Genomic DNA, 12,772 nt, shown 5'->3' on the forward strand with positions numbered 1-12,772 from the left:
GAACGCGTCACGCGCGATCGCGCAGCGTCTCGGATGGCCGTTTGCCGAACAGGCGCCGGTAATCGGTCGCGAACTGGCTCAGATGCCAGAAGCCCCACGCCTCCGCGACGTCCTGCACCGAGCCGGCCGCGCGCCCGCACAGGTCGCGCCGCGCGCCGTTCAGCCGCAGCGTGCGCAGGTAGGTCGCGGGCGCCATCCCGAGCACGTCCTGGAAGCAGTATTGCAGCGTGCGCCGGCTCACGTGCAACTGTTCGCACAGCTCGGGCACGCCCACCGGGCGCGTGCGGTGCGCGAGCACGTAGTCGCGCGCCTGGTCGACGATCCAGCGGCGCGTCGACGGCGCGGCGCCGCTGCCGCCGTCGGCCGGCTGCGCGCACGCATCGAACAGCGCGGCCAGCACTTCGGCCTGCAGGTCGTCGCGCTGCGCATCGGGCAGCGGGCCGGCCATCGCCACCGCGCCGTCGAGCCGGCGGCCGAGCAGCGCGCACAGATGCGCGAGCCGCGCGTCGCCGACCTGCATCACGCGCTGCGTGAACAGCCGCTCGTCGAGCGCACGGTGCTCGACTTCCTCCGCATAGCGGCGCAGCACGTCGCCGCGCACGACGACGCCGTAGATCGAGAACTGCGCGGGCGTCACCAGTTCGAACTCGACGTTGCCGGGCCGGAACGCGAGCGCGCCGGGGCCGATGCGGCACGCATCGACGCGCGCCGAGCCGTCGCACACGAGCGGGATGCCGAACCAGTACGCATCGCCGCGCACTTCGCAGGCCTGGCGCAGCAGGTGGCTGGTCGATTCGCGGAACAGCTTCATCGTGTCGAGCGGCAGCTCGGTCAGCGTGCCGACGAAGCGGCCGGCCGCGAGCTGGTCGTAGGTCTGCCGCCAGCCGATCAGGTTGCGCGCCTGCTCGTCCGCATCGTGCGCGACGCTGACGACGGCCTGCCCGGCGAACGCGTCGTCGCCCTGCGCGCTGCGCCGCGTGTCTTCGGCGGTCGGCTCCTCCGTACACGCCACATGTCGATTCATCGTGTCCTCCCTCACCTGCGCGGAACCCTGCGTATCACGCAAGTCCCGTGCCGAACCGCACGGCCCGGCGAACCATCCGCCATTGCACGCTGTCCGGCCGATGGGCGCCATGCGGGCGCACCCGAACGCGGCATGCCGCGCACGCCGCCGGTGCGCTCCGCGCGGCCGCCGCGCATGCGCGCCGCCATACGCAGGCCGGGTACCGGGCCGGCTACGGGGCCGGCCTCAGCCGCACGACCCGCGTACCGCAATTGCCGTATGCCTGCGCGATCGCCAGTTCGACGATCGCGCTGCCGGCCGCCCACGGCGCCGCGTCCGCTTCCGGCAGATCCGCGCGCAGCGTGGCGCGACCGTTGATCCGGTAGCGCAGGCCGCGCACGAAATCGACGAACAGCAATCCGACGCCGCGGCCGTCGCAGGCGGCCGCGTCGATCCGGCCGCCGTCGCCGTCATGCGCGGCGGGCAGCGCGAAGCGCAGCGTCTTCGTGTCGATGACGCGCACCACCGGCAGCAGATCGCCGTTCGCGTCGCGCCGGCTCTGCACGATGTCGCAGGTCATCGACGCACCGGCGCCCGATGCCATGCCGACGAACATGAACGGCTGCGATTCGACGAACTGCCGCACGCCGACGCTCAGCCGCGTGGTCACGACGTCGCTCATCCGCTCGGCTTCGTCGGCGACGCCGAAGCGGTGCTGCGCATCGAGTTCGCCCGGATGGAATACCGGGTGGCGCGGAAAGGATCGGGGCGGTTCTGCCATGCTGGGAGCGGTTGCATGCATCGGCGCACCGTGCCGCCGCGAACAGGCGGCAGCCGGCGGCGTTGCCGGCGCCGGCCGTGCAGGGAAACGCAGCCGGCGCCGACTGTCGAACAGGGAAATCGAACCGGGCGACGTGCCGGGCCCGACCGGCCACGACACGTCGCCACGGCTTCGGCGATCAGAAGAACCCGAGCGCCTCGGCCTGATAGCTGACCAGCAGGCACTTCGTCTGCTGATAGTTCGACAGCGCCATCTTGTGCGTCTCGCGGCCGATGCCCGACTGCTTGTAGCCGCCGAACGCCGCATGCGCGGGATACAGGTGATAGCAGTTGGTCCACACGCGGCCGGCCTCGATCTCGCGGCCCATCCGGTACGCACGCGTGCCGTTGCGGGTCCACACACCCGCGCCGAGCCCGTAGAACGTATCGTTCGCGAGTTCGATCGCTTCCTGCTCGTCCTTGAACGTCATCACCGACGCGACCGGCCCGAAGATCTCCTCCTGGAACACGCGCATCTTGTTGTTGCCGAGCAGCATCGTCGGCTTCACGTAGTAGCCCGTGCCGAGTTCGGCGGCCGGCGCCGTGCGCTCGCCGCCCGTCAGGCATTGCGCGCCTTCGCCGCGGCCGATGTCGATGTACGACAGGATCTTGTCGAGCTGCTGCTGCGACGCCTGCGCGCCGATCATCGTCTGCATGTCGAGCGGGTGGCCGGCCTTGATGCGCTCGACGCGCGCGACGGCCTTCTCGATGAAGCGGTCGTAGATCGATTCCTGGATCAGGATCCGCGAAGGGCACGTGCACACTTCGCCCTGGTTCAGCGCGAACATCGCGAGCCCTTCGAGCGCCTTGTCGAGGAACGCGTCGTCCTGGTCGAGCACGTCGGCGAAGAAGATGTTCGGGCTCTTGCCGCCCAGTTCGACCGTCGACGGGATCAGGCTTTCGGCCGCCGCGCGCAGCACGTGCTTGCCGACCGGCGTCGAGCCCGTGAACGCGATTTTCGCGATCCGCTTGCTGGTCGCGAGCGCTTCGCCCGCTTCCTTGCCGAAGCCGTTCACGATGTTGATCGCGCCGGCCGGGAACAGGTCGCCGATCAGTTCCATCAGCACGAGCACCGATGCGGGCGTCTGCTCGGCCGGCTTCATCACCACGCAGCAGCCGGCCGCGAGCGCGGGCGCGAGCTTCCACGCGGCCATCAGCAGCGGGAAATTCCACGGGATGATCTGGCCGACCACGCCGAGCGGCTCGTGGAAGTGGTACGCGACGGTGTTGTCGTCGATTTCGGAGATGCCGCCTTCCTGCGCGCGGATGCAGCCCGCGAAGTAGCGGAAGTGGTCGATCGCGAGCGGCAGGTCGGCCGCCATCGTCTCGCGCAGCGGCTTGCCGTTGTCGATCGTCTCGGCCACGGCCAGCAGCTTCAGGTTCTTTTCCATCCGGTCGGCGGCGGCGAGCAGCAGGTTCGCGCGCTCGGCAACCGACGTCTTGCCCCACTTGCGGCGCGCGGCATGCGCGGCGTCGAGCGCCAGCTCGATGTCGTCGGCGCCGGAGCGCGGCACGCGGCAGAACGACTGGCCGTTGATCGGCGACACGTTCTCGAAATACTCGCCCTTCACGGGCGCCACCCACTTGCCGCCGATGTAGTTGTCGTATTGCTGGCGGTACGGGTATTCGACGTCGAGGCCCAGTTGTTTCAGGTCAAACGGGTTCATACATGTCTCCTGTTCATCGTGCTTGTGTGAGTACAGCGCCGGTTGGAATGCGCTGATCCCGTTTACGCAACATGCGTGCCAAACGGAACGGGCGCACGTCGATCGCGGCCGGCGCGCGTGCGCACCGTGCGGTGTTCACGCACGCAACACGACGGGTGTACCGATTCTGAACACCGCGGTTGCGCAGCGCTGCGGCCGGTGTTCGGAATTTCCACAGTGCGCGGCCGTGCGCTGCTCGCGGAGAACGCCGCGACGCGTGGCATGTCGCTTGCGTGCGCGTGACGGATCCACACGCCACGGCGCTCGCGCCGACCGACACCATGAACGATCGCGGCCCCCTGACCGACGACGCCATCGCGTTCATCCGCGAGCAGGCTTTCCTGATCGTCTCGACCGCCGACGCGGCCGGCAACGGCGACTGTTCGTACCGCGGCCGCCAGCCGCGCGCCGACGGTTCGTTCACGCCGCTCGTCGATATCCCGGACCGCCGCACGCTGGTGCTGCCCGACTTCGCGGGCAACAACCTGCTCAACACGATCGGCAACCTGCTGGTGAATCCGGCCATCGCGTTGCTGTTCGTCGATTTCGTGCGCCAGACGACCTGGCTCGTGCAGGGCCGCGCGACGCTCGACGAGGATCCGCGACGCCACGCGGACCTGTGGCCGGATGCGCTGCGGTGTGTGGTGATCGACGTGGAATGCGCGCAGGCGCGAACGGATGCGGACTTGCCGCCGCTCGTGCTGGCGTGATGCGCGGCGGGTGAAGCGCCCGCCGACGGAGGACCATGCGGGTACGGCGGCTGCGTCGACCGGTGTGCTGATGGGCTGATGTGCTGATGTGCTGATGGGCTGATGTGCTGATGTGCTGATGTGCTGATGGGCTGATGGGCTGATGGGCTGATGGGCTGATGGGCTGATGGGCTGATGGGCTGATGGGCCGATTCGCCGATTCGCCGATGCGCCGATGCGCCGATGCGCCGATGCGCCGATGCGCCGATGAGTCGATGGGCCGACCCGCCGAATCACCGCGCTGCAACGCTCAACGCCCATGCGTCTCCGCACCGGCCGGCGCGACGCGGCCGCGCGCCGACGTATCGGCCTGCGCGTGGCCGTCCGCCTCGTCGCCCGTTTCTTCGCCCGCCGGCCGCCCACCGAGGAACCCGAACACCACCACCGCGCACAGCACCGTGACGACGGCCAGCCCGATCAGCAGCCGGTCGAACGCGTGCGCGTAGCTCGCGATCAACGCCGCACGGCCGACACCCGGCAACGCGGCAGCCGCGCCCGCGAGATCGCCGGTCGCGAGCCGCGCGGCAGCCTGCAGCGTCGCGTCCGGCGCGCCGACAGCTCCTGCCGCCTGCACGAGGCCCGTTTGCGCGAGTGCGGCCAGCACCGCGCCGACGATCGCCAGCGCAGTCCCCTCGCCGGCCACGCGCGTCGTGCTGAAAATGCCCGTCGCCATCCCCGCGCGCTCCTTCGGCACGACGCTCACCGACAGCCCGTCCATCAGCCCCCACGGCATGCCGGCGCCGACGCCGATCGCGAGCATCGGCGCGATCGCCGCCGGCCCCGCGCCGCCGCGCAGCGCGATGCCGAGCCACACGAGCCCGCCCGCCGCGACCAGCAGCCCGAGCCCCGAAATCACGCCAGCCGACAGCCAGCGCGTGAGCGTCGCCGCGACGAGCGGCACGAAGAGCATCGGCGCGGAGATCGCGAGCATCAGCCAGCCGGCGTCGATCTCGCTGAAGCCGTCGATGCCGATGAAGCGCAGCGGCAGCACGACGAGCAGCACGATGTAGCAGCAGCAGGTCGACACCGGCAGCACCTGCACGCCGACGAAGCGCGCGATGCGAAATAGCGACAGGTCGAGCATCGGCCGCGCGACGCGCGTCTCGATCGTCACGAACGCGCACGCGCCGAGCGCCGCGCCGGCCAGCAACGCGATCACGAGCGGGCTCGACCAGCCGCGCGCGGGCGCTTCGATCACGCCGAACGTGAACAGCGTCAGCGCGGCCGTGAACGCTGCCGTGCCGGGCCAGTCGAGCCCCGTTGCGTGCGGGTCGCGCGACTCGTGCATGCGCGGCAGCCCGAACGCGAGCGACAGCACGCCGGCCACCGCGCTCGTCACGAAGATCGCGCGCCAGCCGTAATGCCCGATCAGCCCGCCGGCGAGCACGGGCCCGAACGCGAGCCCGATCCCGAAGGTCGTGCCGAGCAGGCTGAACGCACGCGTGCGCGCCGCACCGTCGAATTCCTGCGCGAGCGCGGCCGTGCCGCCGGCCAGCGCCGCGGCCGCCGCGAGCCCTTGCGCGGCGCGCAGCAGGTCGACCGCGAGCATCGACGGCGCGAACGCGAGCGCGACCGACATCAGCGTGAAGCCGCCGACGCCGATCGCGAACAGGCGCTTGCGGCCGAACTGGTCGGCCAGCGCGCCCGACGCCATCAAAAAGCTGCCGAACGCGAGCATGAACGCGTTGGTGATCCAGTTCATCGCGACCGGGCTGCCGTGCAGGTCGCGGCCGATCGCCGGCGTCGCGACTGCGCCGCCGGAAAACGACAGCGGCAGCGCGACGGCGGCCATGCAGACGGCGGCCAGCACCCATGCGCGCCGGCGCGCGGCCAGGGCTGCAGCAGTGGAAACAGGGTGATTCATCATCGCTCCTCGAAAAGCCGGCGCGAATGCGCCATCAGAGCGACCGAAGATAAATCGGATTCAATTCGCGAAAAACCACGCAAAGCTCCGCATATAACGGACTAAAATTCCGCAATTGACCCGCTGGCGTGCGTCGCCGCCCGCCCTTCATTCGATGGAAAACCTCACCGGCATCGTCGCGTTCGTCCGCACCGCCGAAGCGCTGAGCTTCGTCGCGGCCGGCCGCACGCTCGGCATCTCGGCGTCGGCGGTCGGCAAGACGATCGCGAAGCTCGAGCAGTCGCTCGGCGTGCGCCTGTTCAACCGCACGACGCGACGCGTGACGCTCACCGACGAGGGACGGCATTTCTACGAGCGCTGCCAGCGCATCCTCGAGGATTTCCGCGACGCGGAGGCGACCGTGACGGCGTCCGCGCAGCGCCCGCGCGGCAAGCTGCGCGTGAGCCTGCCGGTGATCGGCTACCGCTTCCTGCTGCCGGTGCTGCCCGAATTCCGGCGGCGCTATCCGGACGTCGAGCTCGATCTCGATTTCAACGACAGGATGGTCGACGTGGTCGAAGGCGGCTTCGACGCGGTGATCCGCAGCGGCCCGCTGTCCGATTCGAGCCTGATGTCGCGGCGGCTCGGCCCGTTCGCGTTCGTGCTATGCGCGACGCCCGCGTATCTCGCGCAGGCCGGCACGCCGCGCACGCCGCGCGAACTCGAAGCGCACGACTGCGTGCGCTACTGCTTCCCGACCACCGGCAAGCTGCAGGACTGGGCGCTCGCGGCCGACGACGGCACGCCGCTCGCACTGCGCACCGCGATGACCTGCAACAACATGGAGGCGCTGCGCGGCGCCGTGCTCGCGGGGCTCGGCATCGGCTACATGCCCGACTTCCTCGCGCGCGACGCGCTCGAACAGGGCGCGCTCGTCACCGTGCTCGACGCCTACCGGATCGCGCCGGGGCAGTTCTCGATCGTGTGGCCGTCGAGCCGGCAGTTGTCGCCGAAGCTGCGCGTGTTCGTCGATTTCCTGTGCGAACGGCTGTTCAGGTAGTCGCCCCGATCCGCTCCGCCTGCACCGGCGGCAACAGCGCGTCGCTGTCGTCCTTCAGCCCGACGCCCGTCAGCCCGAGCCTGCGCGCATGCGTCATCAGGTAATGCAGCTTGTGCGCGGCGGCCGCGTGCGGCAGCCCTTCGGGCCGCACGTTCGAGATGCAGTTGCGCAGCGCGTCGTGACAGCCGACCTTCGGCGCCCACGTCAGGTACACGCCGAGGCTGTCCGGCGAGCTGAGCCCCGGCCGTTCGCCGATCAGCACCGCGACCACCTTCGCGCGCAGCAGCTCGCCGATCTCGTCGCCGAGCGCGACGCGCGCCTGCGTCGCGACCACCACCGGGCCGATCCGCCAGCCGTCCGCGTCGAGCCGCGGCCGCACGGCCTGCAACAGCGGCAGCGCCTGCTTCGCGGCCGCGAACGCCGACAGCCCGTCGCCGACCACGAACACGACGTCGGGCGCCTCGTCGAGCGCCGCCCCGTAGCCGGCCAGCAGCCCGCGGCTGTCGTCCGACAGCTTGCGGCCGAGATCGGGCCGGCGCAGGTAATGGTCGCGATCGGGCGCGGCGCTCTGCACGCGCAGCGTCGGCAGCAGGCCGGCCGCCTCGATCTCGCGCCGCAGCGCATCCGCGTCGAGCGGCTGGTGCACCGCGTCGCGCGCCTGCGCATGCGACAGGTTGAAGGCCAGCAGCGGCGCGGTCGGCAGGCTGTTGCCCGCACGGCCGAGCGCGATCCGCGCGTTCGTGAACGACTTCAGTTGCGCCCACGGATTCTTCTCGACGGCGTCGCTCATGCGGAAATCCCCATCCAGTCGTTCGCGCCCGCGAGCAGCGGCACGCGTGCCGACGCCGCACGCAGCGCGCCGTGCGCGTCGGCGATCTCCATCGTCTCCAGCCATTCCTCGAATTCGGGCGCGCGGCGCAGGCCGAGCACCTCGCGCACGTACAGCTGGTCGTGGAACGACGTGCTCTGATAGTTCAGCATCACGTCGTCCGCGCCCGGAATCCCCATGATGAAGTTGATGCCGGCCGCCCCCAGCAGCGTCAGCAGCGTGTCCATGTCGTCCTGGTCGGCTTCCGCGTGGTTCGTGTAGCAGATGTCGCAGCCCATCGGCACGCCGAGCAGCTTGCCGCAGAAGTGATCCTCGAGCCCCGCGCGAATGATCTGCTTGCCGTCGTACAGGTATTCGGGCCCGATGAAGCCGACCACCGTGTTCACGAGGAACGGCTCGAACTTGCGCGCGACCGCATACGCGCGCACTTCGCAGGTCTGCTGGTCGACGCCGAAATGCGCGTTCGCCGACAGCGCGCTGCCCTGTCCCGTCTCGAAGTACATCAGATTGTTGCCGACCGTGCCGCGCTTCAGCGCCAGCGCGGCCTCGCGCGCCTCGCCGAGCAGCGCGAGCGAGATCCCGAAGCTCGCGTTCGCCTTCTCGGTGCCCGCGATCGACTGGAACACGAGATCGACCGGCGCGCCCTTCTCGATCGCCGCGATCGTGTTGGTCACGTGCGTGAGCACGCACGACTGGGTCGGCACGCCGTAGCGTTCGCGGAAACCGTCGATCATCGCGAGCAGCTTCACGATCGCCGCGAGGCTGTCGGTGGCCGGGTTGATGCCGATCATCGCGTCGCCGCAGCCGTACATCAGCCCGTCGAGCATCGACGCGGCGATGCCCTTCACGTCGTCGGTCGGGTGGTTCGGCTGCAGCCGCACCGACATCCGGCCGGCGAGCCCGACCGTGTTGCGAAAGCGCGTGACCACGCGGCGCTTCCTCGCGGCCGCGATCAGGTCCTGGTTGCGCATCAGCTTCGACACGGCCGCGACCATCTCGGGCGTGAGCCCCGGCGCGATCCGTTCGAGCGCCGCGCCGTCGGCCGCGGGCGACAGCAGCCAGTTGCGGAAATCGCCGACGGTGAGGTGCGAGATCTCCGCGAACGCGTGCGCGTCGTGATCGTCGACGATCAGGCGCGTGACCTCGTCGTCTTCATACGGGATCACCGCTTCGTTCAGGAACGCCTTCAGCGGCACGCCCGCGAGCGCGATCTTCGCGGCGACGCGCTCCTCCTCGCTCGCCGCCGCGACGCCGGCGAGCTGATCGCCGGAACGCAGCGGGCTCGCCTTCGCGAGCAGCGTCTTCAGGTCCGCGAAGCGGTACGTGCGCGGACCGATCGTCTCCGTATAGGACATCGTTCGAATCTCCTTGCCAAAAGCCGACGGCGCGCCCGTTCGACGGGGCGCGCCGGATGCCGTCAGGAACGGCCTTTCACGTTCACCGTCGTCATCCTGCTCACTCCTCCAGCAACGCGTCGCCGGGGGCGCTCGCGCGCTGCGAACGGGTCGCGAGGAAGTACGCGTAGCCGACCGCGAGGAAGCCGACGAACACCAGCGCGACCAGCCCGTTGAAATACACCATCGTACCGAGGCAGACGAGCGCCGCCAGGATCGCGAATGCCGGGAAGATCGGGTACAGCGGCGCGCGGAACGGCCGCGCCATGTTCGGCTGCGAGCGGCGCAGCTTGAACAGCGCCGCCATGCTCACGATATACATCACGATCGCACCGAACACCGACATCGTCACGATGTTCGCGGTGAGCGTCTGCCCGCCGAACTGGATCAGCTCGTCGCTGTAGATCGCGGCGATCCCGACCACGCCGCCGGCGAGGATCGCGCGATGCGGCGTCTTGAAGCGCGGATGCACCTTCCCGAGCCATTCGGGCAGATAGCCTTCGCGGGCCAGCGCGAAGATCTGGCGCGAATAGCCGAGGATGATCCCGTGGAACGACGCGACGAGCCCGAACAGCCCGAGCCACACCAGCATGTGCATCCAGCCGCTGTTCGCGCCGACGATGTACTTCATCGCCTGCGGCAGCGGGTCGTTGATGTTCGCGAGCTTGGTCCAGTCGCCCGCGCCGCCGGCGAACACCATCACGCCGATCGCGAGCGCGACGAGGGTCAGGATCCCGGCCACGTACGCGATCGGAATCGAGCGCTTCGGGTTCTTCGCTTCCTCGGCGGCCATCGCGACGCCCTCGATCGCGAGGAAGAACCAGATCGCGAACGGAATCGCCGCGAACATCCCGTGGAACGCGCCCAGGCTGAAATGGTCTGCGCCCGACCAGCCGCCCTTCGTGAAATTGCTCCACGCGAAGCCCGGCGACACGACGCCCATGAACACCAGCAGCTCGAAGATCGCGAGCAGCGTGACGACGAGCTCGAAGGTCGCCGCGATCTGCACGCCGACGATGTTCAGCGCCATGAATACGAGATACGCGCCGATCGCGAGCGCGATCGCGGGCGGCGCGAACACGAACTCGACGAGCGTCGCCGCGCCGGCCAGATAGCCGCCGGTCGGGCCGAACGCGCGGCGCGCATACGCGAACGGGCCGCCCGCGTGCGGGATCGACGTCGTCAGCTCGGTGAAACTGAAGATGAAGGTGGTGTACATCGCCGCGACGAACAGCGCGGTGATCACGAAACCCAGCGTGCCCGCGCTCGCCCAGCCGTAGCTCCAGCCGAAGTATTCGCCGGAAATCACGAGGCCGACCGCGATGCCCCACAGTTGCCAGGTCCCGAGCGTCTGCTGCAGCGCGGGCTGGCCGGCGGACTTGGCGCCGGCGGCGGGCCGGCCATTCGACTCTGCTTTCATCGGACTCTCTCCTCAAGGGCGCCGGGCCTGCGGGCCCGCGCGACTGAGAATCGATGCTAGAGAGTCATTAAACGACGTGTTATCGAAATTCGGCAAAGATCGCGGCTGACATTTCGCTTGCGGAAATGCTTTCGGAAACGCTCGCGGAAACGCGTGCGGTAACGCCGGCCGCGCGCGTTGCCACGCCGATCCGGGCCGCGCGATGCGGGCCGGATCGGCCGTGTCGAGTGGCCTTACTGGCCGCCGCCGCGCTGGTTGAACCAGCGGTCGAGCAGCTTGCCGGCCGCTTCCCGGCCGCCGAGGCCGAACGACAGCGCAACGGCCACCGCGATCGCGCCGAGCACGAGGCCGAACGCGAGCTGGACGATTTCGTTCGCGATGCCCATCGCGCGCAGCCCCATCGCGAACACGAGGCCGAGGATCGCGAACTGCGCGATGCGCGCGAACAGCACGCTGTGCTCGCGGTCGGCCTGCTCGATCACGCGGCGCGCGAGGCCGGCGAGCCATACGCCGATCACGAGGATCACGCCGCCCATCAGCACGTGGCCGCCGAATTCGATGAACAACGTGACGACGTCGCGCACCTGCGTGAAGCCGAGCCGGTTCGCGGCCTCGACCGACGCGAACAGCATCGCGAAGAACACGATCAGCCGCGCGACCAACACCGACGGCTGCAGGATCCCCGAAAACACGCGCTCGACGCCGAGCACGGCCGGCAGCCCGTCGACACCGGCCGCTTCCAGCAGCTTCTGCGCGAGCGACGCGACGAAGCGCGCGAAGTAGAACGTGACCAGCACGATCACGATCGCCGCGACGATGTCCGGCACCGCGCCGAGGAACTGGTTCAGCATGTTGGTCGCGGGGATCGAGATCGCGTCGATCTTCAGCGCGTCGAGCGCGGAGATCAGCGTCGGCACGAACACGAACACGTAGACGATCGTGCCGACCAGGCTCGACACGCGCACGGGCGTCGGGCTGTCGATCCCTTGCGTGAGGCGGTCGGCGCCGGCCGCGACCAGCAGGTTCGTCACGAGGCCGCGCAGCACGCGCGCGACGACCCAGCCGACGAAGCCGATCACCGCGGCCGCGAAAAGGTTCGGCACGATCGCGAGCAGCTTGTCGACCATCCCCTGCACCGGCGACAGCAGGCCCGACAGCGCGAACGACGCGAGGATCGCCGGCAGGAACATCAGGATCACGAGCCAGAACAGCACGTCGCCGAGATAGCCGCTCATCGGCTGCATGCCGGCGCTTTCGGACAGCGTGGCGTCGACCTTGCTCGCCTTCAGCGCGCGGTTCGCGAGGCTGCGCAGCAGCGACGCGATCAGCCACGCGATCAGCGTCAGCGCCGCGCCGCCGATCAGGTTCGGCAGGTAGTTGACGATGTGCGTGACGAGCAGCGAGAACGGATTGGATACCGCGTACAGGTTGAGCACGTTGAAGATGCCCACCGCGGTGACGAGCAGCACGAGCCAGAACAGGCCGCCGGCGATGATGCGTTCGACGCACGCGCCCTGGCCGGTGCTGTCGGTGATCCGCTGATCGACCTTCAGCGCGTTGAGCAGCCGGAGCGCGCCGGCCCGCACCGCGACGGCGATCAGCCAGCCGATCACCAGGATGCCGATCGCGCCGGCGATCTTGGGCAGGTATCCGCCTAGCGTGGCCTGCAGCGACGTGATGAAGCTGGAAGCATCCATTTCTTCTTCTCCCGAAAACGTGGTGTGGCGATTGAACATCGACAAACGACCTGCGTAATTCGAAAAGCGTGCTGCCCCGTTCGAGCAACTTACCCGAGAAAAATGACGCGTTCATCCGATTTCACCGTCTTTAACTTTAGTCATAGATCGCGGAGGGACAAGACCCCATTTCGTTGAAATAAAAAGGGGACGGAATTCGGACGGCTACGCATTTCCGCAAGATTTGTCCATTCGGCCCGTGCTACCGTGGCG

Annotated in this window: 10 protein-coding genes; 2 read left to right on the forward strand and 8 right to left on the reverse strand. The window is 69.1% G+C overall.

The window, feature by feature from the left end; genetic code table 11:
- Positions 1 to 7 precede the first annotated feature (7 nt).
- The 3 genes from LGM42_RS26140 to LGM42_RS26150 all read right to left on the reverse strand — a co-directional run bounded on the left by LGM42_RS26140 (position 8) and on the right by LGM42_RS26150 (position 3,489).
- Complete coding sequence (locus LGM42_RS26140; RefSeq protein WP_226233697.1) at positions 8 to 1,024, reverse strand: helix-turn-helix domain-containing protein; 1,017 nt, start codon at positions 1,022 to 1,024, stop codon at positions 8 to 10.
- Positions 1,025 to 1,235: 211 nt separating this feature from the next.
- On the reverse strand, positions 1,236 to 1,784 hold the full coding sequence (locus tag LGM42_RS26145) for a hypothetical protein (RefSeq protein WP_226233699.1): 549 nt from the start codon (positions 1,782 to 1,784) through the stop codon (positions 1,236 to 1,238).
- Between the two features lie 178 nt (positions 1,785 to 1,962).
- Positions 1,963 to 3,489: an aldehyde dehydrogenase family protein gene (locus LGM42_RS26150; protein ID WP_226233700.1), complete on the reverse strand. Its 1,527-nt coding sequence runs from the start codon at positions 3,487 to 3,489 to the stop codon at positions 1,963 to 1,965.
- 320 nt (positions 3,490 to 3,809) lie between these two features.
- Here LGM42_RS26150 and LGM42_RS26155 point away from each other — a divergent pair, with 320 nt between their 5' ends.
- Positions 3,810 to 4,238, forward strand: a complete 429-nt coding sequence (locus LGM42_RS26155) for a pyridoxamine 5'-phosphate oxidase family protein (RefSeq protein ID WP_226233702.1) — start codon at positions 3,810 to 3,812, stop codon at positions 4,236 to 4,238.
- A 289-nt stretch (positions 4,239 to 4,527) separates the two neighbouring features.
- Here LGM42_RS26155 and LGM42_RS26160 read toward each other — a convergent pair whose 3' ends face one another.
- Positions 4,528 to 6,141 carry an MFS transporter gene (locus tag LGM42_RS26160; protein ID WP_226233704.1) on the reverse strand — a complete coding sequence of 538 codons (1,614 nt, stop codon included), beginning with the start codon at positions 6,139 to 6,141 and terminating at the stop codon, positions 4,528 to 4,530.
- A gap of 154 nt (positions 6,142 to 6,295) precedes the next feature.
- Between LGM42_RS26160 and LGM42_RS26165 the strand changes: the two genes are divergently transcribed.
- Positions 6,296 to 7,180 carry a LysR family transcriptional regulator gene (locus tag LGM42_RS26165; protein ID WP_059580572.1) on the forward strand — a complete coding sequence of 295 codons (885 nt, stop codon included), beginning with the start codon at positions 6,296 to 6,298 and terminating at the stop codon, positions 7,178 to 7,180.
- Here LGM42_RS26165 and eutC read toward each other — a convergent pair.
- From eutC to LGM42_RS26185, 4 genes are all read right to left on the reverse strand, one after another.
- A complete protein-coding gene (gene eutC / locus LGM42_RS26170; protein WP_226225067.1) occupies positions 7,173 to 7,970 on the reverse strand; it encodes an ethanolamine ammonia-lyase subunit EutC in 798 nt (265 codons plus the stop codon). The two genes, LGM42_RS26165 and eutC, sit on opposite strands and share 8 nt — an antisense overlap.
- Positions 7,967 to 9,364 (reverse strand): ethanolamine ammonia-lyase subunit EutB, encoded by a 1,398-nt coding sequence (locus tag LGM42_RS26175; RefSeq protein WP_089464437.1) that lies wholly within the window; start codon positions 9,362 to 9,364, stop codon positions 7,967 to 7,969. The genes eutC and LGM42_RS26175 overlap by 4 nt, the downstream gene beginning before the upstream one ends.
- Positions 9,365 to 9,464: 100 nt before the next feature.
- On the reverse strand, positions 9,465 to 10,823 hold the full coding sequence (gene eat / locus LGM42_RS26180; protein ID WP_226233705.1) for an ethanolamine permease: 1,359 nt from the start codon (positions 10,821 to 10,823) through the stop codon (positions 9,465 to 9,467).
- A 233-nt stretch (positions 10,824 to 11,056) separates the two neighbouring features.
- A complete protein-coding gene (locus LGM42_RS26185; protein WP_060310225.1) occupies positions 11,057 to 12,520 on the reverse strand; it encodes a mechanosensitive ion channel in 1,464 nt (487 codons plus the stop codon).
- Between the last annotated feature and the right edge of the window lie 252 nt (positions 12,521 to 12,772).

It is taken from the genome of Burkholderia sp. AU39826 (assembly GCF_020419965.1).
Classification (GTDB): domain Bacteria; phylum Pseudomonadota; class Gammaproteobacteria; order Burkholderiales; family Burkholderiaceae; genus Burkholderia; species Burkholderia semiarida.